The organism is Nocardia sp. No.11, from assembly GCF_038752175.1.
GTDB lineage: Bacteria > Actinomycetota > Actinomycetes > Mycobacteriales > Mycobacteriaceae > Nocardia > Nocardia canadensis.
The window spans coordinates 1-19,178 of the sequence record NZ_JBCGFB010000068.1 but is presented as its reverse complement, the minus strand read 5'-3'; the positions used below and the strand labels follow the sequence as shown (position 1 = coordinate 19,178).

The following is a 19,178-nucleotide window of genomic DNA, read 5'->3' as shown; positions in this document are numbered from 1 at the left end:
CCGCGAGCGTATCGGCCCGGTGCGCGGCGGCCCGTCGGCGCACACCGGGCCGAACCCGGTGGCGCGTGCTCAGGTGGGGGAGTGATCGGTGAACGCGCCGTCGACGAGGACCGGCACGGTGGAATCGGCGTCGAGATCGATCGCGATCGCGACATCGGCGGCGAACCCGATCGACGCGAGCTCATGGCCCGAGGCGCTGGACGCGATCGACGCGGGCACGTCCGGTGTGCCCGCGAAAGTGGTTGCCGCCGACCGCGCCTCGGGCGACGGAGCGGTGGCACCCCGGTCGAGGAGTGCGGCGACCAGCGCGCCCGCACCGAGCCAGTCCTCCAGCGCGGGACGCAGCGCCTCGCTGCCGGGCCACTGCTCACCCGCCGCGACGATCGCGATCGGCTGCTCGGTCGTACCCCACCCCTGGGCGATCAGCCAGTCGGCCACGGCCCGAGAGTTGCGCAGGCAGGCCGCGACGACCGCGCCGCCCTCGACGGTGGCCGCGATGGCCGACCCGTTCGGCGAAGGCAGCACCAGCCGTTCGGTGAACGGTGCCCGCCGGATCGCCGCGGGCGACAGGGACCACGGCCGCTCCCGATCCGCCGCACGTCGCCCGACGGCCAGCGCCGCACCGTGCCGATCCGCGAACTCCTGTGCCGACGCGTCCCGCCACCGATACGGGAACACCGCCGTCCCCGCCCCGGTCGCCACCGACACCGAGGTGGTGAACGACAACACGTCGATCACCACCACCACCGCCGCCCCCGGCCCGATCGCCGCCGCTCCGGTTCTACCCCACTCCACGCTGATCCCGAACCCGCGCTGCCGCGACCACTCCGGCGCCGAATACACCCCAGCCCCTCCTCGACTCGACCGACGAATCGCCCAGTCCACCACACGAACCCGCGTGACTCCAGCCTTCCGCTCGCCCCCGGATCTCGCGGCGGTGCGGGGAGAGTCCGCGGGACAGCGGTCGAGTCAGGGAATGAGGGCCGGGGTCAGGTCGAGGTCGGGGGGTGGACGGAGGCGGCGGAGGGTGCCGTCGATGCTGGTGACGTAGAGGGACCAGGCGGAGCCGTCGGGGGCGAGGCGGGCGGAGGTGGGCCCGATCGGGGGCGGGGCGGGGAGGGGACTGGTCGGGGGTGTGGTCCAGCCGGTGGCGAGGGTGCACCATTGACCGGTGGCGGTGTCGACCTGGTAGACGCTGCCGGAGTAGTCGCCGGCGACGAACGCCAGTCCGCTCGCGGTGGTGTCGAGGTCGTCGAGGCCGGGCAACAGGCCGTCGGGGATCGAGGCGATCGGGGTCGGGCGATCGGGGGCGTCGAGGGGCACGCGCAGGATCTGGGAGGTGGCGACGTCCTCGGTGAGGACGGCCCGGTGGTCGGCGGTGAGGGCGAGGCCGTTGGGGCGGGGCACCGGGGACCAGCCGAGGGTGAATTCGCCGGTGGCGGGGCGATATCGGCTGATGCCGACCGGCGGCCACGGGATCGACAGCTGGGACAGCAGCAGGTCGCCGTCGGGGAGCAGGAGCAGGCCGTTGGGTTGGACCAGATCCGGCAACAGCACGGTGACCTCCCCGGTCGGGAGGTGCAGTCGCCGCAGGGTGCCACCGCCGCCGGGGGTGGTGCCGTCGCCGGTGAGGAAGTAGAGGTCCGCACCCGAGCGGCGCAGACCGGCGGGATTGTCCAGCCCGGTGAGCAGCGTGCTGACGCGGCCGTCGGCGTCGACGTGGCGCAGCTCGCCACGCACGATCCCGGTGACGTAGAAGCCGCCCGCGCCGTCGTACTCCAGGTTCTCCAGGCCACCGAGGTCGGCGGCCAAGATCTCGACCTGCCACGTGGCCCCGCATCCGGCCCCGGCCTGCGCCTGTCCCACCGGCCCGATCCCGGTGACCGCCACTGCGGCGAGTGCGGTTGCCAGACAACGGATATAGCGCGTCCCGGAGCGTCGATCCATGGCCGTAGCCTAACCGTCGCCCGGCCGCGCCGCCCCGCCGCGGCCGGGTGCGGTGGTGGTCAGCCAGGTGGCGAGCACCGCGGAGGCGGCGGTGTCGGCGGACAGGGCCGCGTGCTCCTCGGTGGTCAACTCGACGGCGTCCAGCTCCGCCCGCCAGTGCGCGAGCCGTTCGGGTTCCTCGGTCGCGACCGCGATCTCGGCCAGCGCGGCGAAGGTGCGGGCCCGCTCGGGAGCCGACGCGGCCGTGGCGAACCGGCGCAGACCGGTTTCCAGGACCCGGGCGGCCGCCTTGTCGTCGTTCTTGAAATCGCGCAGGATGCGGGCATTGTCGAGGACCCTGGCCAGCCCGGTCAGCGCCCGCGAGCCGCCGTACTCGACGTCCATCGGCTCGTCGCGCTGGATCACCAGCAGGGTGTTCCCGACAGGATCGACGAGGGAGAACCGGGACTGTCCCGGCCGGAACCGGGTGATCCGGGGCACCCCCTTGGCGGGGATCTTGCCGTAGTGGGCCCGCAGCGCCGTGGTGAAGTCGGCGTGGCGGGCGGCGACATCGTCGACCATCACCAGCGCCCCCACGTGTTCGGTGGGCAGCTCGACCCCGGGCGGCGCGGGCGCGAAATGCAGTGCGCACCCGTGGCCTTCGACCGCGCCATAGACATAAGGCCTGGACTGTTCGTAGGTGACGGTGTAACCGAGCGCCTGATAGAACGCCAAGGTGCTCGGCAGATCGCCACTCCACAGCATCGGCACGGCGGTATCGGACATCGGGATCCTTCCGGAGAACGGGTCGGTCGGATCCGAGGTTAGGAACAGTCGCGCGAAACCGCCCATAACTCGTCGGCCGCGCTCAGCGGCCGCTCGGCGGCGAGCCGCGCGGCACACCGGATCGGAGGACATTCGCCAGGGCGCACACCAGCACCTCGTGCCCCTGCGTGCGCAGCCGCACCGCGAGGGCGAGTAGCGGCTGCACCGCACCGCGCGGCGTGATCGTCGACACGAGAACCCGCGTGTCACACCCCGTCCCGCGTCCGGATCTCGGCGCGCGAACCGCGGTTGCGTACCCTCTGGCCGCACCTGCGGCGATCCTCGTCGGCCGGTTGACGATGACGGGGAACGCGGTGGCCGCTGCCGTGCGCGGCGGATGTCACTAGGCTGCGGGCATGACCAACCGCCTCGGCGAGCTGCAGACCGCGAACTTCGTTCTCCTCACCACGTTCCGCAAGGACGGCACCCCGGTGGGCACCGCCGTGTGGGCCGTCGCCCGCGAGGACAAACTGTTCGTGTGGACCGTCACCGACAGCTGGAAAGTGAAGCGGATCCGCCGCAATCCCGACGTGACCCTGCAGCCGTGCGACGCGCGCGGCAAGGCGCACGGCGACGTCGTCACCGGCACCGCCCGCATCCTCGACGCCGCCGAGACCGAGCAGGTGCGCTCCTGGCTGCGCCGCAAGTACTGGCTGACCGGCCCGCTGGTCATCCTCGCCAGCAACCTGCGCCGGGGCAAGGCTGGCACCATCGGCATCGAGATCACGCCCGCCTGACAGATCGGCCGAAGCAGTACCCAGTACCCCGGGTATCGGATAACGTGGGCTCAGCGGAACCTCCGAAGGGACTCACATGGCCGACAAACGCACCCGCGCCGTCGTCGTCGCGGGCGCGCGCACGCCGTTCGTGCGCGCGTTCACCGATTTCACCCGCCTCGACAGCATCGCCCTGGCCGGCGCCGCTGTGCGCGGACTGATCGAGCGCACCGGGATCGCGCCGGGGGAGATCCAGTCGATCGTGTGGGGCGGGGTGGTGCTGCCGAGCCACGCGCCCAACATCGCCCGTGAAGTGGCACTCGACCTGGAACTGGACTTCGGGTGCGAGGGCTACACGGTGACCAGGGCGTGCGCGTCGGGTCTGCAGGCGGTCACCTCGGCGGCCGCGGCCATCGAACGCGGCGAGTACGACATCATGATCGCCGGTGGCAGCGACTCCACCAGCAATGCCGAGATCAAGCTTCCGCAGAAGGTCGTGCACGCCGTCGCGCCGGTGGCGCTGGGCAAGCCGAAGCCCAAGGACTACCTCGACGTGGTCCGTCAGCTCGCGCCGTTCACCGACATCCTGCCGCGTCAGCCCAAGATCTCCGAGCGCACCACCGGCGAGGTGATGGGCGAGTCCGCCGAGAAGATGGCCAGGATCAACGGCATCTCCCGCGCCGACCAGGACGAGTTCGCCGCCCGCTCGCACCACCGCGCCGCGGCCGCCATCGCCTCGGGCCGCTTCGACGACGAAGTGGTCCCGGTGACCACCCCGTCGGGCACGCGGATCGAGACCGACGGCCTGGTCCGCGCGAACACCAGCGTCGACAAACTCGCGACACTGCAGCCGGTGTTCGCCAAGGGCGGCACGGTCACCGCGGGCAATGCCAGCCCGCTCACCGACGGCGCCTCTGCGGTGCTGCTCATGAGCGAGGAGAAGGCCCGCGCCCTCGGCTTCACCCCGCTGGCGGCCCTGCGCTCCTGGAGTTTCGTCAGTGTCGACCCCGCCGACCAGGTCCTCATCGGCCCCGCGATCTCCATGCCACGCGCCCTCGACAAGGCGGGCATGACCCTGGCCGACATCGACCTCGTCGACATCCACGAGGCCTTCGCCGCCCAGACCCTCTCGGTCCTGCGCATGCTGGAAAGCCCCGACTGGGCCAAGTCGCGTCTCGACCGCGACGAGCCGGTCGGCACCGTGGACATCGACAAACTCAACGTCCACGGCGGCTCCATCTCCCTGGGCCACCCCTTCGGCGCCACCGGCGCCCGCATGGTCACCACCATGGCCAACGAACTGGCCCGCACCGGCAAACAGACCGCCCTGCTCGGCATCTGCGCCGCCGGCGGCATCGGCGCGTCCGCCGTCCTCGAACGCGTGTGAGCCCGACGGGCAGGTGATCGTCTGTCGGTCACCTGTCCGTCGAGCGGGGGTAGCGGATGGTCAGGTCACCGTCGTGCTCGCTCCAGAATCTCGTCTTCGGTCAGCGCGCTGTTCGGATGGTGACTCAGGCACATCGGGACCTGGATCTTCCCGAACCCGGTCCCTTCGGTGGCGCCGTAGAACCGGCCTGCGGGCAGACGCGAGATGTCCTCCACCCGACCGCCTTTCGCCCGAGCGAGCTCGGTGGCCGCCTGGATCTGGATCGACGCGTTGAGCAGGCCGATCAGTTGCGTCGCGGCGTTACCCGTGACGAGATTGTGCAGGGCTTTGGGCGCCTGTGTCGCGTAGACCATGCCGAGTCCGTACTTGCGGGCCTGTGTCGCGAGCTTGAGCGTGCTCTCCGACGATGCGGTGGTGCCGCGCGACGGGACGAACGTCTGCGCCTCGTCGAGCACCAGTAGCCCACCCAGCGGCCGATCGCCGGCCGGATTGCGCTTGATCCACGCGAACAGCGCCAGCTGCAACTGATTGACGAACGTCTGCCGTTGGGCGTCGGTCGGGAGGCCGATGCAGCTGATCACCGACACCCGGGCCCGCTTGCCCGCAGCCGGGGTGAACAGCAGGCCGGGATCGAGATGCTCGCCGACTCCGCCGAAAAGCGGGTCGTTGATCATCGCGGCCTTGAGTTCCTCGGCCATGCTCTCCGCCAGAGCTGTCGCGTTTCTGATCGTGCTCACCCCGTCGGGCAGCGCTGCCAGCAAGGTGACGAATTCGCCCAGATCGTTGCCACTGCCGCGAGCGAAATGTGTCATCGCTTCGGTGAGCACCGCCCGTCCGGTCGCCTCCTTGCGTGGCGTGAGGCCGGCGCGCGGAACGAGTCCGGCGACCGAAGCGTCGATGGAGGTGCGGAATTCGTCCGGATCCTCACGCACCACACTGAAATCGGGAAGCGGGTTCAGGGCGAGTGGGCGCCCGGCTTCACGGCGCGGCGTCCAGACCACCACGTCGGTGTCGTCCAGGTAGCGCTGTGCCCGGTCGCGATCGCCCGTCTCCCAGGTGATCGGCGGCGACGGCCACGCATCGCCCAACCGGGCCAGGTCGTTGTTGGTATCGATGAGGATCGACGACACGCCGTGCAGGGCGGCCTCTTCGACGAGCCGGCGCAACAAGACGGTCTTGCCGGAACCGGAGCCCGCGAAGATCGCGGTGTGCTTGCGAAGTAGGAGCAAGGGGATACGGAAGTCTCTGCTGCTGAGTGTGTCTCGGCCCAGGTACACAGCGGGCACATCAGCGGGAGGCAATTCACGCGGGAACTCGGGTCGGTCGACCGATCCGGCGGGAGGGTCGCCGTCCGCCGGACGGTCCACTGCGTGATCGTCGGGGTCGATATCGCCCGGCGTCGATTCACCGAGGGCTGAATCGTCTGGCGTCGGTGGCAACGGGTCGCCGACGGTCGGGCCGCTGGGTGGGTCGGCGACAGCCGTGGTCGGCCCGCTGTCGCCGACGCCCGGCAAGATCCGAGTGAGCAGCGGCGAATTGCTTGCCGGCCGTCGGTGTTGCAGCCACGGCAGGAAGCCCGGCTGCCCGTCTGCGAGCATTGATTCCAGCGCCGAGAATGTTCGGAGATCGTCTTCGGAAATCGGCACCGCCACGCCGTGCGCGGCCTCCAGGTCGGCAAGCTGCGCGACCGTCACCGGACCACGGGAGAACGGAGTATTGCGCAAGACGACCAGACGTCGTCGGGTACTTCCCGGCGTGATCCCGGCCTCCAGCACGGCGGAGCGCAGCCGGGTCTGCACCGCCCGCGGGTGCGGGTGGGCGATCGCGCGGAAACTCCAATGCTCCTCGTCTTCGGTTGCCTCGTCGATGGTCCGGCGCAGGCGCGCATGCAACGCGGAGGTGACACCGGACGCGGTGTCGACATTCAGGGCAGCACCTCGGCCGTTCTGCTCGAGCACATAGCTGCGCAGTGCCGCGTACAGCAGCGGGTACATCAGGGCGTCTTCGCGGTCGGGATCCAGTGGGGCCGCGACGTCGACCGCAGCTCTGGCTTCGGCGAAGCGTTCGTCGAAGACGGCGAGTTCATTCGGCGTGGGAAGGCTCGGCGGCCTGACCGGATCGGCTGCGGTCGTGACGAATTCGGTCATTTCGGTCGCTGTATTGGCGTCGAGGCACTGGCGAACGTGCTCCTCCACGCGTTGCAACAACCGGCGCGGGGTGAACCCGAAGACCTCGGTGCGGTCGAACGCGCTCGGCAGCACGGGCCAGGTGGGATAGGGCGGCACGAAACCGATCTCGCCGTACAAACCACCGAGATGGCGTTCGACGATCGCCGCGGCGACCGTGGCGCCGGGCATGGCGGTCGACAACTCGAGCACCGTGAATCGGTCTGCCGTCGAGTTCACCGAGCGAGTCGCCAGCAGCTCCCATGAACGCGGAATGCAGGCCACCACGATAAGCGTGCGCGTGGTTTCCTCACGCATCCTGACCAGCGCGTCGGCAAGCCGGTTGGCCAGCAGATCCGCGTCGGTGTCGGCGGATTGGGCGATCACGGTGTCGATCTGATCGATCGCCAGCACGACCGGTCCGGTGAGGGCGAACAGCCGGGTCAGATCGCCGAACTTCAGCTGCGGGTCGCGGTGGCCGTGGCCGAACCCCCACGCGTCCACCTCGTCCGGATCGATGCCCTCGTCCAGGACCAGGTACGCATGCCCGATATCCCGCGAGCGGCCGCGGCTGCGATAGAGCACCAGTGCCCGCAGGGTATCCGCGCAGTCGACCGCGACCTGTTCGTCGAGGTCCGCGATCTGTTCGAGGAAGGTGTCGAGATCGGCGCGGCTGACCTCGAGCAAGCCGCACAGGCGCATCCGCAGTTCCGGCCCGCATCCGGCGCGGTGGGCGAGTGCGTCGAGCATGGGGCGCAGCTGTCCGCTTTCGGACCCGAGTAGCCGGTTCACGATGCCGTGCACCGCGCCTGCCCAGAACGACATGCCGTCGACGAGCTTCGGCATGAAGAACCAGCCGCCGCGCTCGTGCACGTGCTGACGCAACCAGCCCAACATGTGCGTCTTGCCGACGCCCTTCTCGCCGCTGAGTACCAGCCCGGTCGGGGATCCGGTCGACCGGCGCACTGCGTTGTCGACCGCGCGGGTGATCGCCTGGACGGCCCGTGGGTGCAGGCCGTCGACGTGATGGTTGAGCGGTCCCCATATCTCGTCAGGACTCAGGACACTGCTGAACTGGATCGAGGCGAGCGCGTGGTGGTGCTCGTCGTTCATCGTGGCTCCTCGATCGTGAGCAGATGTCGGGCCGTGCCCGCCAGGACGACGGCGGCATCGGCGTCCTCGGCGGTGAGCGTCTTCTGGTCGGCTTCGGACCGGACGTGCACGCCTTCACGGCGAGAGAGCAGTGCCAGTGCCCGGTCGAACTCGTCTGCCGGCATCCCGTCGAGCCGATCGCGCAGGCTCGCCAGTCGCACCGGTGTGCCTTTGCCTCGCGACAACTCGGTGTAAGCGGACTCCACCTGACCGGTGACATTCGGCCGGAACACCTCAGCGAGGGTGTTGCCCGACTCGTCGAGATGTCGGCGCAGGCCTGCGAGCACGGCGTAGAGGGTGCCACCCGCTCCGCCGGAGCGCCGGACGAGCTGCGGTGAGCTCCTGCGCGCACCATACCGCGCCACGATCGGTCAATTCGTGCACGTAGGCGCGGCCGACCCGGGTGCTGTCGACCAGTCCGAGATCGTTGAGCTGCTGGCGCGGCTTGCCGTCGAGTTTGATACCAGCGACGGCCGAGAGTTCGGCGTTGGTGAGTTCGCGCGCCTCGGCCATCAGCACCAGCAGGACGAAGCGCTGGGTCGCGGTCAATCGGTCGTCGGTCATCGGTGTTCGGTGTCCTTCACTGGAGGGTCGGAGGTGGGTCGAGCACGGTGAATCCCCGCGCTGCGGCGGTGATCTCGCGAGTGCGGCCGGTGTCGACGACCACGCCACGCGCACGGACGAGCTGTCCGCCCCGATGCGCGGCGAGAGCGGCGTGATAGTCCCGTTCGTCGGCCAGCCGGACGGTGATCGCGCGGGTGCGTCCGGCTGTCATGCCGTCGGTCCGGAGGACGCCGCGTATCCGGACCACCCAGCGGTCGCCGTGCTCGTCGTCGGACAGACCGATGACGGGGCCTTCGACGGCACCCTCCTCGGCGGGTGGCTGCGCCGCGATCAGCGGCAGCGGATCGACGGGGGCACCGACCAACGGTTCGCGCTCGGCGGCGGCGAAGCCCTCCCGGAGGGCCGGGCCGATCCCGGCGGGAAATGCCACCGACTCGTCGGGGCGCGGCGCCGATCGTGACCAGCGGAAATCCAGGGCAAAAGCCGCGTCGTCGTCCTCGCCGGCCAGGTCCGCGAGCGCGCCGCCCGCTGCTTCGCTCAGGTCGTGCCGGAGTAACTCCGCGACGGCGAATCTGTTCTCCGAGCGTGCGGCGGTCCCGACGACCGCGGCGGTGCGCAGCAGCCGGGCCGCAGTGCGGCGGCCGAGGGAACGTTCGTGATCGGCGGGGATCGCGACCTCGAATCCGAACGGGCCGGTACACGGGGTGAGCCGGGTGTCCCGTAGTAGCCAGCGCACATGCGTCGGAATCGCATCCGGCGTGCGCCACGGTGCGTCGGTCACCTCCGCGAAGGCGCTCTGAGTGACGAGATCGCGCAGCGCGGTCACCGCCCGCGCACCGTCCGACAGTGGCACAGTCGGGTCCGTGTCGTCGGCTCGGCGGTAGGTGACGATGTCGAGGTCCGGTTCGGTGATATCGCGCAAGATCGTGCGTTCCGGCAGGCCCTCGGCTTCGGCGACGCAGCGGATCAGTTCGCGCAGCCGGATCGCGGTGTCGGCCAGGGTGTCCGACGGCGGGACCAGCACGTCGTACTCGCCGCGGCTCCAGACCTGCGCGGCACGCCACCGGCCGGTGACGGTCCAGCCATGGTCGCGCAGGTAGTCGACGACGTCGGTGACGGGAGGAGCGGGCCGGATCATCGGGTCACCTACCGCTCGTCGGGACAGGGGTGTCGAGGACGAGCGCGCGCAGGCTCGTCACCGTGAGGACATTGCTCACCGGAATCTTCACCCGGATATGACCCCGCGGATCGTCGGCGGACAACGGGGGATGGTCGCGCAGCGACAGGTAGTACCCGATGTGGCGCAGCAGCAGGCCTGCGGTGCTGAGGTCGGTGTAGCCCTCGGTGCGGGTAGGAACATGGACGACGAACAGGTAGCGCGGCACCTGGAACTCGGTGCCTGCCAGTTTGTCGTACTTGCGACGGTCGAGGCGGTCGTAGTTGAGGATCCCGTGCCGAACTGCGGGCTTGGCGATCGTTTTGACCTGGACTTCGATCCGCGGCGAGAAGCCGACCGGCGTCCGCCCCGGCATCTTGAGACTCAGATCCACGCCGTCCAGGTCGGTGTTGTCCTGCGACCACACCAGCCCAGCGGCAGAGGCGAGCACACGCACATAGTCTTCACCGAAGTTGCCTTGGTGATTCCCCGCGTCCAACCCGTTTCCCCTCGCCGCGCCCCCCGGCATCCGCCGTCGACGACGACACTCTAGCCGTTTGCCGGCTGGTGGTTCCCGCTTTCCGGCGGACCCGGCGAAGTCTCGAGAACCGTTGACCGACAGCAGAATTGGCAGGCGGCCAACGAGGGAGCGATCAGGTCGCCTGGCTCACCGAGGACATGTGGAAGTCGGGGATGCGCAGGGGCGGCATGGCGGTGCGGGTGAACCAGTCCTTCCATTCGCGGGGGAGGGTGATCTCGGTGGCGCCGGCTTCGGTGATGCGCCGCAGCAGGTCCAGGGGGCTCTCGTTGAAGCGGAAGTTGTTGACGGCGGCCGTGACCCGGCCGTCTTCGACGAGGTAGACGCCGTCGCGGGTGAGGCCGGTGAGCAGGAGAGTGGCCGGGTCGACCTCGCGGATGTACCAGAGGCAGGTCAGCAGGAGGCCGCGTTCGGTGCGGGCGATCATGTCGTCGAGGGAGGCGTCGGAGCCGCCGGTGAGAAGCAAGTTCTCGCCGGGAACGGTGGCGGGAGCGGAGAATTCGGCGGCGGTGGCCCGAGGGTAGACCAGTGATTCGATGACGCCGGCGCCGATCCAGTCGACGCGCTGGGCGGACAGGCCGTTGTCGAACACCGACAGCGACTCCGACGACGACGGGGTCGCCACGAAGGGGCGGTATTCCAGGCCGCTCGCGTTCGGGTCGGAGTAGAGGGTCAGCGGAATGTCGCTGAGCCGCTCACCGATCCGGGTGCCGCCCGCGCGGGAGAACGCGGTGTGGCCCTCGTGCGCGCCGCGGCCCTCCATCGTCCAGGCGAGGTAGATCATCAGGTCGGCCACCGCCGACGGCGGCAGCAGCGTCTCGTAGCGGCCCGCGGGCAGGTCGACGCGGGTGGCCGACCAGTCCAGCCGCCGCGACAGCTCGGCCAGCAGGCCGGGCGTGTCGACATCGGTGAAGTCGGCGGTGCCGACACCCACCCAGGCGCTGGCCAGATCGGCGCCCTCGCCGCGCTTTCCGTTGATCTCGACCGAGCCGGTGGGCTGGCTGAACCGGCGGCGGATGCCGGTGGAGGTGCCCAGCCAGGTGGTGTGCAGCTGGTGATGGGCGAAACCGTAGAGCCGGTCGGTACCGTCGAAACCGGTTGACAGGTCGCGGGCGAGACCGGCGAACACGTCGATCTCGGTGGCGCCGGGCGCGTGGTCCCACGTGGCGGTGTCGTCGACCGTGGGTTCGAGCAGCGGCATCGCGTCGCGGGCCGGGGTCGCCGTGCGAGCGGCCTCCTCGCTGGCGCGCACCACGGCCTCGATCTCGGCCGGATCGACACTGGTGGAGCTGATGCTGCCGACGCGGGCGGCGTTCGGGCCGTCCCGGAACACCGAGATCACCGCCCAGTCGCGTGACACCGACGACCCGTTGGTGGTCATCGAGTTGCCCGCCCAGCGCAGCGACGCCTCGTGCGCGTCGGTGACGATCACGATCGCCTCGTCGGCCTTCGACGCAGCCAGCGCGCGCTCGACCACCGCGCCCGCGGGGAACACACCCGATGCACTCACTGGCCACCCTCCGTCCGGGTATTGAGAATGTTGACCCCGCGCACCAGCACCGACGGGCAGCCATGGCTCACGGCCGCCACCTGACCGGGCTGGGCCTTGCCGCAGTTGAACGCGCCGCCGAGCTGCCAGGTGCTCGGCCCGCCGACCGCCTCCATCGCACCCCAGAAATCGGTGGTCGTCGCCTGGTAGGCGACATCGCGCAGCTGGCCGGCCAGCTCCCCGTTGCGAATCCGGAAGAACCGCTGCCCGGTGAACTGGAAGTTGTAGCGCTGCATGTCGATCGACCACGACTTGTCGCCGACGATGTAGATACCGTCGGAGACCCGCGAGATCAACTCCGCGGTCGTCGTGTCGCGCTCCGGATCCGGCTGCAGCGAGACGTTCGCCATCCGCTGGATCGGCACGTGGTGCGGCGAATCGGCGTAGGAGCAGCCGTTGGACCGGTCCAGGCCGAGGCGCGGGGCGAACACCCGGTCGAGCTGGTAGCCGACCAGGACGCCGCCACGCACCAGATCCCACTGCTGGCCCGCCACGCCGTCGTCGTCGTAGCCGACCGTGGCCAGGCCGTTGACCTGGGTGCGGTCTCCGGTGACGTGCATGATCGGGGTGCCGTAGCGCAGCGTGCCGAGCTTGTCCGGGGTGGCGAACGAGGTACCCGCGTAGGCGGATTCGTAGCCGATGGCCCGGTCGTACTCGGTGGCGTGGCCGATGGACTCGTGAATGGTCAGCCACAGGTTGGTCGGGTCGATGACGAGGTCGGTGGGACCGGCGGCGACGCTGGGCGCCTTCACCTTCTCGGCGAGCCACTCCGGGATTCGCGCGAGTTCGCCCGCCCAGTCCCAGGTTCCGTCGGCACCGGTGACGTATTCCCAGCCGCGGCCCGCGGGCGCGGCGAGGGTGCGCATGGTCTCGAAGACCCCGGCGGCGGCGTCGACGGTGATCGCCTCGAGCTGCGGATGCAGCCGCACCCGCTGCTGGGTGATCGACGAGCCCGCCGTGTCGGCGTAGAAGACCTGCTCCTTGACCTGCAGCACCGACGCGGTCACGTGATCGACGCCGTCGGCGGCCGAGAGGCGCTCCGAATAGTCCTGCAGCAGTGCCACTTTGTCGGCCGTCGGCACCGTGAACGGGTCGAGGTCGTAGGCCGACACCCACGACACGTCCGCGTAGCGCGGCTCGTCGGCGAGTTCCACCCGCTCCCGGTTGAGCGAACGCAGCGTGGTCGCGACGGTGACCGCCCGCCGGGCCACCTCGGCGGCGGTGTCGGGGGTGAGCGCGGCGTGGGAAGCGAAACCCCAGGTGCCGTCGACGATCACGCGTACGGCCAGGCCGAGTTCGGTCGAGTCGGTGACGGCCTCGACCCGCCCGTCGCGCAAGCGGATGGACTGGGTCACCAGTCGCTGCACCCGCAGATCGGCATGCTCGGCACCGGCCGCCCGGGCCGCCGACAGCGCGGCCTCGGCCAGCGCGCGCAAGCCGAGTGCGCGGAACTCCTCGTCCACTTCTCCGGAAGTCGCGGTAGTCACCCGGCCTACGCTAGCCGGTGGCACCGACAGGCGGGAGCCGTGCCCGGGATTGCCGCCACTGCCAGGGCACCTTTCGTGTCAGGGTGCGCGAAACCCCGGTTCCGGCAGTCACAACCATGACGCGCTGATTCCGGTCCTCCCGCCGCGACGGCCCTCGATGCCGTAGGGTGCCCGCCGTGCCGCCATCCGCCCTCCGCGATCGAAAAAGGGAACGAACCCGTCGTGCGATCCTTATGGCCGCCGTCGGATTGTTCGAGGCCAGAGGCTATGAGGAAACGACCGTGGCCGACATCGCGGCCGAGGCCGAGGTCGGCACCCGGACCTTCTTCAACTACTTCGCGAGCAAGGAAGAACTGCTCTTCCCCGAACCCGACGAACGGGTGCGCGCCGCCGTCGCGGCGATCGCCACCCGGCGGCCGGGGGAGCGACCCGTCGAGGTGTTGCTGCGCGCGCTGCGCGCCGCGGGCGACAACCCCGCCGAGCATCTCGCCGACGATCTGAACTCCCGGGTCGCGGCGCTGCGCGCGCAGGTCTCGCGCACCGTGCCCGCGGTGAGCGGCCGGGCCGCGCACGCTCAGCTCGTCGCGCAGCGCGAGATCGCCCGCCAGTTGCACAGCGCCTTCCCGCACGAGCTCGACGAGGTCGGCGCGGCGGCGCTGGTCGGTGCGGTCGTCGGCGCGGTCTCGGGGGCGCTGACGGTGCTGTTCCAGCAGCCCCAGCACGGCATCGACGACGGCGAACGACTACATCGCAAGATCCACGAGACCACCTCGCGGGTGCTGCAGCCGTGGCTGGCCGCCTCTGCCCCGGTCGAGCCGGCGCGCTAACCGAACTGCTGCCAGCCCAGCCGGATCACCATCACCACGACCACGACCAGCAGTACGATCCGCACGAAACCGGCGCCCTTGGCCAGCGCCATCCGCGAACCGACCAGCGCGCCCGCGACATTCGCGACCGCCATGCCCGCGCCGAGGCCCCACAGGATGTGCCCGGTCGCACCGAGGAACAGCAGCGCGCCGAGATTCGATCCGCAGTTGATCACCTTCGCCATGGCCGCGGCCCGCACGAACTCGGTGCCGAGCAGCGTCGCGAAGGTGATGATCAGGAACGTACCGGTGCCCGGCCCGAGCAGGCCGTCGTAGAGGCCGATCAGGCTGGCGGCCAGCGCCACCACCAGGATCACCTTGCGGCGCGTCGGCGGATGGGTCGCCATGGTCATGCCGATCGAAGGTCGCAGCGTGACGAACAGCGCCACCCCGAGCAGCACCACCATGACCAGGGGAATGAACAGCTCGCGGTCGATCAGCGAGACCGCCGCCGCGCCGCAGGCCGCGGTGATCGCGGCGATCACCGCACCCGGAATCAGCACCTTCCACTGCATCGGCACCCGGCGCGCGAAGGTGATCACCGCGGTCGCCGTGCCGGAGAACGCGGCCAGCTTGTTGGTGCCGAGCGCCGTCTGCGGGGCGATGCCGGGCGCGACCAGGAACAGCGTCGGCAGGATGATCAATCCGCCGCCGCCGACCACCGCGTCGACCCATCCCGCCGCGGCCCCGGCCACCAGCAGGACCGTCCAGTCTCCTAGTTGCACCGGACCAGGCAATCAAGATCACGCCCGGAAAGCCAACCGGGTCCGGCCGCACCCGGCCATTAGGCTGGGCCGGTGCGCCGGTTCAGCTTGTGGCTTCGCGGCCGACCCATCGTCGCCGACTCCGTCCTCGCGCTGTTTCTCAGGGTGCTCGACGCGCGCGGCGTCGGCGACGAGCACCACAAGGTCGCCTACCTGGTCTTTTCGCTGATCCTGCCGTTGCCGCTGATCCTGCGCCGGGTCTATCCGCGGGCGATGGCGGCGGTGATGTTCGTGCTCTCGGTGCTGTGCACCCTGGTCGGATATCTGACGGGCGACGACACCTCCGGACACGTCGCGCTGATCGGGCTCGGTGTGCTGCTCTACACCCTCGTCGCCTATGTCGGCAGGCGGGACGGGCTCATCTACCTCGGCTGCCTCGCGACCGACCTGGCCCTGTCGGTCCTGGTCCTGCGCGAGCCCAAGGGCGGCGATCTGGCGCTCGTCGGTGTGATCTACGCGCTGTGCTGGACGCTGGCCGAGTTCAACGGCGCCCGCCACGCCTACGACGCCGAGGTCGCGGCCCGGCTCGCCGTCGCCGACTACGACAAGGAACGCCGCGCCCACGAGGCCGTGGCCGCCGAACGCACCCGCATCGCCCGGGAACTGCACGACGTGGTCGCGCACGCGGTGAGCGTCATCATCGTGCAGGCCGACGGCGCGAAGTACGCCCTGCGCCACGACCCCGACACCGCCGAACGCGCGCTCGCGACCATCGCGGGCACCGGCCGCGACGCGCTGCGCGAACTGCGCCGCACCGTGGCGCTGCTGCGCACCGAGCACGCGCCGGAACTGCTGCCCCAGCACGGCAGCGCGGGCATCGCGAAACTGGCCGAGCTGATGCGCGACGCCGGTCTGGCCGTCGATCTCGAACTGACCGGCGAACTCGACGACATCACCCCCGAGGTCAGCCTGGGCGTGCACCGCATCGTCCAGGAATCGCTCACCAACACCCTGCGCCACGCCGGGGCGAGCCCGAAGGCGACCGTGCGGGTGCAGCGCCGCGAGGACGACATCCTGGTCGAGGTGACCGACAGCGGCGGCCTGCCCGTGCACGCGCCGTCCACCGAGATCCCGGGCGGGGGCATGGGCCTGGTCGGCATGCGCGAACGGGTCGCGGTGCTCGGCGGCACCCTGTCCGCGGGCCGGACCGCCGACGGTCGCTGGCGGGTCCTCGCCACCCTCCCGCTGCGCGCCGAAGGCGACTGATCCGCCCGCTATGGTTGGGAAATGCCGATCAGCGTGCTCGTGGTGGACGATCAGGAACTCATGCGGATGGGCCTGAAGATGGTGCTCGGCGCGCACCCGGACATCGAGGTCGTCGGCGAGGCGGGCAACGGCGACGAGGCCGTGCGGCGCGCGGGGGAGCTGCGGCCCGACGTGGTCCTGATGGACGTGCGGATGCCGGTCGTCGACGGGGTCACCGCCACCGGCCGGATCGTCGCCGCGGGCGAGGGCATCCGCGTGCTCGTGATGACCACCTTCGATCTCGACGAACACGCCCTCGGCGCGCTGCGCGCCGGCGCGAGCGGCTTCCTGCTCAAGGACACCCCGCCCGAAGACCTCATCTCCGCCATCCGCAGTGTCGCTGCGGGCGACGCGGTGGTCTCCCCGAAGGTCACCAAACGCCTGCTCGACCGGCTCGTCGCCGAGGACCCGGCGGGACTGCGCGACCCGGGTGTACTCGACGTGCTCACCGCCCGCGAACGCGAGGTACTCGAACAGATCGCCGCGGGCCGCTCCAACGCCGAGATCGCCGGGGCATTGTTCCTGTCGGAGGCCACGGTGAAGACGCACGTGGGCCGCGTGCTGACCAAACTCGGGCTGCGCGACCGGGTGCAGGCCGTGGTGCTGGCCTATGAGACCGGTCTCGTGCGGCCGGGTGGCTGAGGCGGCCGGGAGAAAAATCGGACGCTCGTGCGTTGAGGGGGTAGATCGTCCGAAAGGATCGCCATGACCGCCGTGCTGTTCGTGCTCTACCTCGTCGTCGAGATCGCCGCGTTCGTCGGCCTGGCCCAGCTGATCGGCGCCGGCTGGGCTCTGCTGGCGCTGATCGCGGTGTCCGGTGTCGGCTTGCTGCTGCTGGGCGCCCAGGGCAGGCGCGTGTTCGACCGGTTCCGCCGGGCCGCGCGCGGCGAGGTCACCGCCGAGAGCGCGGTCGCGGACGGGCTGCTGGTGGCCACCGGCTCGGTGCTGCTGTTCGTGCCCGGCCTGGTCACCGGACTCGTCGGCCTGCTCGCGCTGTTCCCGCCGACCAGGGCGCTGATCCGGCCGGTGCTGGAGAAGCTCGGGACGCGGCGCTTCGGTCCGCTGCCGTCGTTCGCGCCGTCGCCGTATCGCGGAATGGTGGTCGATGCCGACAGCGGCGATGTGGTCGACGGGGTCGTCGTCGGGCAGTGGTACGACGACGGGCACTCCGCCGGGCCGCGCGCGCTCGGGTCCGCCTGAGCCGAGTATTCCCGCCCGGCCTGGGAAGGGTCTACAGTGTGCCGATGGCCACCGAGCAGATCACCGTCACGGTGAGCGCGGAACTGGCCGACGCGGTGCGTAGGGTGAGTGCCGCTGCCGGACAGTCCATGTCGGATTTCACGGTCGCCGCGTGGCGACTCGAACTCATCGCCGTCGAAGCGGGCGGACACACTCCAGCGGGGCTGTGCGACGCCGACGTCCGCGCGGTCCTGTCCCTGCCGACCTGACGATTCGCCGATACGGCAGACTGGGACACCGTGAGTACCCAGTTGCTGATCGGCGGTCGTTTCTACAGTTCCAGCTCCCCGGACGCGACCGCGATGGCGGTCACCGACGGCACCGTGGTGTGGCTGGGGGCCGAAGCGCCCGGCCGGGCGATGCACCCCGACGCGGAGATCGTCGAGCTCGACGGCGCCTTCGTCGCGCCAGCGTTCGTCGACCCGCACGTGCACGTCACCGCGCTGGGCCTGCAGCTGGCCGGACTCGACGTCAGCGGCACCGCGTCGCTGGGCGAGTTGCTCGCCGCGCTGCGCGCGTACGCGATCGCCCAGCCCGACGGCGTGATCATCGGCGAGGGCTGGGACGACACCGCCTGGCCCGAACAGCGCCCGCCCACGGTCGCCGAACTCGACGAGGCCGCGGGCGCGGGCAGGCTCGTGTACCTGGCCCGGGTCGACGCGCACTCGGCCGTGGCCTCCTCGGCGCTGCTCGACGCGGCGGGCGATCTCGGCGACGGCTACCGTCGCGGCGAGCCGGTGCGCGCCGACGCCCACCATCGGGTGCGCGCGGTCGCCCTCGCGGAACTCGGTCGCGCGCACCGTGATCGGGCTCGCACCGCCGCCCTCGACGCCGCCGCCGCGCACGGCATCGTCGCCGTGCACGAATGCGCGGGCCCGGACATCTCGGGCCGCGAGGACGTGCGCGAGCTGCTGGCCTTCGAGCACGGTGTCGAGGTGCGCGCGTACTGGGGCGAGGCGGTGCGTGACGCGGCGCAGGCTCGCGCCCTGATCGACGAACTGGGGGTCGCCGCGCTCGGCGGCGATCTGTTCGTGGACGGTTCGCTGGGCTCGCACACCGCGCTGCTGCGGGAGCACTACGCCGACGCGACCGGGTGCGGCAAGAACTTCCTCGACGCCGAGACGATCACCGCGCACATCCGCGCCTGCACCGAGGCCGGTGTGCAGGCGGGCTTCCATGCCATCGGTGACGCCGCGATGGATCTCGTGGTCGCCGGATTCGCCACGGTCGCCGCCGAACTCGGCGGACCGGCGCTCGCCGCGCGCGGACACCGGGTCGAACACGCCGAGATGACCGACGCCGCGGCGATCGAGCAGCTGGCGGCACTGGGCGTGATCCTGTCCGTGCAGCCGGGTTTCGACGCCGCGTGGGGCGGACCGGACGGGATGTACGCCACCCGGCTGGGTGCCGAGCGTGCCGCGACGCTGAACCCCTTCGCGGCGATGGCCGCGGCGGGCATCTCCCTGGCGATCGGCTCGGACGCTCCGGTCACGACGCTGAATCCGTGGGAGCAGGTGCGCGCGGCGGTCCATCACCGCACGCCCGGCCACGGGCTGTCCCCGCGCGCCGCGTTCGCGGCCGCCACCCGGGGCGCCTGGC

The 19,178-nt window shown here is 70.8% G+C and carries 20 protein-coding genes; 8 read left to right on the top strand and 12 right to left on the bottom strand.

The features are described 5' to 3' along the window. Positions 1-69: 69 nt before the first annotated feature. From V8688_RS20045 to V8688_RS20030, 4 genes are all read right to left on the bottom strand, one after another. Positions 70-843, bottom strand: coding sequence for a 2-phosphosulfolactate phosphatase (locus tag V8688_RS20045; protein ID WP_316575130.1), 774 nt, complete (start codon positions 841-843; stop codon positions 70-72). A gap of 126 nt (positions 844-969) precedes the next feature. Beyond that, a complete protein-coding gene (locus V8688_RS20040; RefSeq protein WP_342801450.1) occupies positions 970-1,947 on the bottom strand; it encodes a hypothetical protein in 978 nt (325 codons plus the stop codon). Positions 1,948-1,956: 9 nt separating this feature from the next. Then, positions 1,957-2,712, bottom strand: coding sequence for a glyoxalase (locus V8688_RS20035; RefSeq protein WP_316575128.1), 756 nt, complete (start codon positions 2,710-2,712; stop codon positions 1,957-1,959). 82 nt (positions 2,713-2,794) lie between these two features. Continuing rightward, the gene (locus V8688_RS20030; RefSeq protein WP_218722319.1) at positions 2,795-2,944 is read right to left on the bottom strand and encodes a glycosyltransferase; all 150 of its coding nucleotides are present in this window, start codon (positions 2,942-2,944) and stop codon (positions 2,795-2,797) included. Between the two features lie 163 nt (positions 2,945-3,107). Between V8688_RS20030 and V8688_RS20025 the strand changes: the two genes are divergently transcribed. Both V8688_RS20025 and V8688_RS20020 read left to right on the top strand, forming a co-directional pair. Beyond that, positions 3,108-3,488 (top strand): PPOX class F420-dependent oxidoreductase, encoded by a 381-nt coding sequence (locus V8688_RS20025; RefSeq protein WP_218722320.1) that lies wholly within the window; start codon positions 3,108-3,110, stop codon positions 3,486-3,488. A gap of 76 nt (positions 3,489-3,564) precedes the next feature. Next, positions 3,565-4,854: an acetyl-CoA C-acyltransferase gene (locus tag V8688_RS20020; RefSeq protein ID WP_316575125.1), complete on the top strand. Its 1,290-nt coding sequence runs from the start codon at positions 3,565-3,567 to the stop codon at positions 4,852-4,854. 65 nt (positions 4,855-4,919) lie between these two features. On the opposite strand, the gene V8688_RS20015 is transcribed toward V8688_RS20020, so the two are convergent. The 7 genes from V8688_RS20015 to V8688_RS19985 all read right to left on the bottom strand — a co-directional run bounded on the left by V8688_RS20015 (position 4,920) and on the right by V8688_RS19985 (position 13,465). Continuing rightward, complete coding sequence (locus V8688_RS20015) at positions 4,920-8,132, bottom strand: AAA family ATPase (protein ID WP_342801449.1); 3,213 nt, start codon at positions 8,130-8,132, stop codon at positions 4,920-4,922. Next, entirely contained in the window at positions 8,129-8,404 is a 276-nt protein-coding gene (locus V8688_RS20010) for a hypothetical protein (RefSeq protein WP_342801448.1), read from the bottom strand. The genes V8688_RS20015 and V8688_RS20010 overlap by 4 nt, the downstream gene beginning before the upstream one ends. A 1-nt stretch (position 8,405) precedes the next feature. Next, on the bottom strand, positions 8,406-8,735 hold the full coding sequence (locus V8688_RS20005) for a hypothetical protein (protein ID WP_342801447.1): 330 nt from the start codon (positions 8,733-8,735) through the stop codon (positions 8,406-8,408). A gap of 16 nt (positions 8,736-8,751) precedes the next feature. After that, a complete protein-coding gene (locus V8688_RS20000; RefSeq protein ID WP_342801446.1) occupies positions 8,752-9,873 on the bottom strand; it encodes a hypothetical protein in 1,122 nt (373 codons plus the stop codon). Between the two features lie 4 nt (positions 9,874-9,877). Further along, the gene (locus V8688_RS19995) at positions 9,878-10,420 is read right to left on the bottom strand and encodes a DUF4365 domain-containing protein (RefSeq protein WP_342801445.1); all 543 of its coding nucleotides are present in this window, start codon (positions 10,418-10,420) and stop codon (positions 9,878-9,880) included. A 124-nt stretch (positions 10,421-10,544) separates the two neighbouring features. Next, the gene (locus tag V8688_RS19990) at positions 10,545-11,924 is read right to left on the bottom strand and encodes a metallopeptidase TldD-related protein (protein ID WP_316575399.1); all 1,380 of its coding nucleotides are present in this window, start codon (positions 11,922-11,924) and stop codon (positions 10,545-10,547) included. A gap of 11 nt (positions 11,925-11,935) precedes the next feature. Further along, positions 11,936-13,465, bottom strand: coding sequence for a TldD/PmbA family protein (locus V8688_RS19985; protein WP_342801444.1), 1,530 nt, complete (start codon positions 13,463-13,465; stop codon positions 11,936-11,938). Between the two features lie 233 nt (positions 13,466-13,698). On the opposite strand from V8688_RS19985, the gene V8688_RS19980 reads away from it, so the two are divergent. Next, the gene (locus tag V8688_RS19980; protein WP_218722323.1) at positions 13,699-14,292 is read left to right on the top strand and encodes a TetR/AcrR family transcriptional regulator; all 594 of its coding nucleotides are present in this window, start codon (positions 13,699-13,701) and stop codon (positions 14,290-14,292) included. Here the strand turns inward: V8688_RS19980 and V8688_RS19975 are convergent. After that, positions 14,289-15,056 (bottom strand): TSUP family transporter, encoded by a 768-nt coding sequence (locus V8688_RS19975; RefSeq protein ID WP_342801443.1) that lies wholly within the window; start codon positions 15,054-15,056, stop codon positions 14,289-14,291. The genes V8688_RS19980 and V8688_RS19975 overlap by 4 nt on opposite strands. Before the next feature lie 72 nt (positions 15,057-15,128). Between V8688_RS19975 and V8688_RS19970 the strand changes: the two genes are divergently transcribed. The 5 genes from V8688_RS19970 to V8688_RS19950 form a co-directional block, all read left to right on the top strand. Further along, a complete protein-coding gene (locus tag V8688_RS19970; RefSeq protein WP_342801442.1) occupies positions 15,129-16,301 on the top strand; it encodes a histidine kinase in 1,173 nt (390 codons plus the stop codon). Positions 16,302-16,322: 21 nt separating this feature from the next. Next, positions 16,323-16,982 carry a response regulator transcription factor gene (locus V8688_RS19965; protein ID WP_218722326.1) on the top strand — a complete coding sequence of 220 codons (660 nt, stop codon included), beginning with the start codon at positions 16,323-16,325 and terminating at the stop codon, positions 16,980-16,982. 63 nt (positions 16,983-17,045) lie between these two features. Next, on the top strand, positions 17,046-17,540 hold the full coding sequence (locus V8688_RS19960; RefSeq protein WP_218722327.1) for an FxsA family protein: 495 nt from the start codon (positions 17,046-17,048) through the stop codon (positions 17,538-17,540). Positions 17,541-17,584: 44 nt separating this feature from the next. Beyond that, positions 17,585-17,788 (top strand): hypothetical protein, encoded by a 204-nt coding sequence (locus V8688_RS19955; RefSeq protein ID WP_218722328.1) that lies wholly within the window; start codon positions 17,585-17,587, stop codon positions 17,786-17,788. 30 nt (positions 17,789-17,818) lie between these two features. Beyond that, positions 17,819-19,178, top strand: a 1,360-nt coding sequence (locus V8688_RS19950; protein ID WP_342801441.1) for an amidohydrolase family protein, incomplete at its 3' end; no start/stop codon positions are given.

What these genes read in the sequence shown, in the direction of transcription:
- V8688_RS20000 (WP_342801446.1), bottom strand. Translation starts at nt 9,873, where the DNA reads ATGATCCGGCCCGCTCCTCCCGTCACCGACGTCGTCGACTACCTGCGC.
- V8688_RS20025 (WP_218722320.1), top strand. Translation starts at nt 3,108, where the DNA reads ATGACCAACCGCCTCGGCGAGCTGCAGACCGCGAACTTCGTTCTCCTC.
- V8688_RS19995 (WP_342801445.1), bottom strand. Translation starts at nt 10,420, where the DNA reads ATGCCGGGGGGCGCGGCGAGGGGAAACGGGTTGGACGCGGGGAATCAC.
- V8688_RS20035 (WP_316575128.1), bottom strand. Translation starts at nt 2,712, where the DNA reads ATGTCCGATACCGCCGTGCCGATGCTGTGGAGTGGCGATCTGCCGAGC.
- V8688_RS19965 (WP_218722326.1), top strand. Translation starts at nt 16,323, where the DNA reads ATGCCGATCAGCGTGCTCGTGGTGGACGATCAGGAACTCATGCGGATG.
- V8688_RS20020 (WP_316575125.1), top strand. Translation starts at nt 3,565, where the DNA reads ATGGCCGACAAACGCACCCGCGCCGTCGTCGTCGCGGGCGCGCGCACG.
- V8688_RS19980 (WP_218722323.1), top strand. Translation starts at nt 13,699, where the DNA reads ATGGCCGCCGTCGGATTGTTCGAGGCCAGAGGCTATGAGGAAACGACC.
- V8688_RS19955 (WP_218722328.1), top strand. Translation starts at nt 17,585, where the DNA reads ATGGCCACCGAGCAGATCACCGTCACGGTGAGCGCGGAACTGGCCGAC.
- V8688_RS19960 (WP_218722327.1), top strand. Translation starts at nt 17,046, where the DNA reads ATGACCGCCGTGCTGTTCGTGCTCTACCTCGTCGTCGAGATCGCCGCG.
- V8688_RS20040 (WP_342801450.1), bottom strand. Translation starts at nt 1,947, where the DNA reads ATGGATCGACGCTCCGGGACGCGCTATATCCGTTGTCTGGCAACCGCA.
- V8688_RS20015 (WP_342801449.1), bottom strand. Translation starts at nt 8,132, where the DNA reads ATGAACGACGAGCACCACCACGCGCTCGCCTCGATCCAGTTCAGCAGT.
- V8688_RS20005 (WP_342801447.1), bottom strand. Translation starts at nt 8,735, where the DNA reads ATGACCGACGACCGATTGACCGCGACCCAGCGCTTCGTCCTGCTGGTG.